Source organism: Streptomyces sp. NPDC001156 (genome assembly GCF_053598275.1).
On the sequence record NZ_JBSFJX010000579.1, the window covers coordinates 1 to 1,037 of the forward strand.

Genomic DNA, 1,037 nt, shown 5'->3' on the forward strand with positions numbered 1-1,037 from the left:
GGGGCCACTGCCGGCTGCCCGCAACGCCCGTACCCGTTCCAGCAGCTCTGTGTCATCGTCTTCGCGCACCGCGTCATTGTGCCCGACCAGCCCGAGCCCCTTCGCCGCCGACCACGGACCCCGGCGGCGCCTGGTACCGTGCCCGGGAACAGCCTTGGCCGTTTCGCACAACGGCTTGCTGCGCACATCCGTCGCGCTGACCTGCGCACCCGCGTACGCGCGATGGCTGGGATCACCGACGCCAGCGCACCACTGGATACCCAGGCCTTGCGCCGCCTGGGCACCTCCTCCTACCTGTTCCTGGCCTGGACGACATCTCCCAAAAGGCCCGCGGAACCTCACTCTTCGCTGTCCTCCCCGACACCAACGACAACAGCGAGCCGCGGGGAACCGATGCTGCAGGTCAGTGACGCGCTGCTGAGCGAACTTGAAGAACTGCACCTGTGGGGCTCGCAAAGTCATCGCTGCAGGTGGGAGCCTGAGTGCCGAGCCCTCGACGGTGGCTGGGATGCTGCACGGGTGATCACCTCGCGGCTGTACCGGGCCAGCCGTGTGCTGCTGTCCGTGCCGGCGGTACTGCCGCGCCGGGAGACCGCCAAGGATGCTGAACTGCTGGTGCTGCGGCACGAGAACGCGGTACCGCGACGACAACTCACCAGTCCGATCCGCTACCAGCCAGCCGACCGGTTCTGGCCGGCCGCGCTGTCGTCGCTGATACCGCGCCGCCGTTGGAGCAGCGTCTTTTCGGTCACGCCGGGGACGCTACTGGCCTGGCACCGAAGGCTGATCGCCAGAAAGTGGGACTACTCCCGCCGACGCCGACGCCGACGCCGACGCCGACGCCGACGCACCGGTAGACCGCCCACCGCTGCCGCGCTCAAGAAGCTGGTGCTACGCCTGGCGCATGATAATCCGCGGTGGGGGCATCGCCGGATCCAGGGTGAGCTGGCCCGGCTGGGGCACCCGATCGCGTCATCAACTGTGTGGCAGGTCCTGCATGCTGCCGGCATCGTCCCGGCCCCGCGTCGCTCCGGTCC

At 69.0% G+C, this 1,037-nt stretch carries 2 protein-coding genes; one reads left to right on the forward strand and one right to left on the reverse strand.

Annotated features, from left to right (window positions below):
* Positions 1 to 186 (reverse strand): hypothetical protein (locus ACWDA7_RS53230; RefSeq protein ID WP_450615482.1); only part of this gene is annotated, 186 nt, incomplete at its 3' end.
* Positions 187 to 519: 333 nt separating this feature from the next.
* Between ACWDA7_RS53230 and ACWDA7_RS53235 the strand changes: the two genes are divergently transcribed.
* Positions 520 to 1,037: IS3 family transposase (locus ACWDA7_RS53235; RefSeq protein WP_450615484.1), on the forward strand; the 518-nt coding region annotated here is incomplete at its 3' end.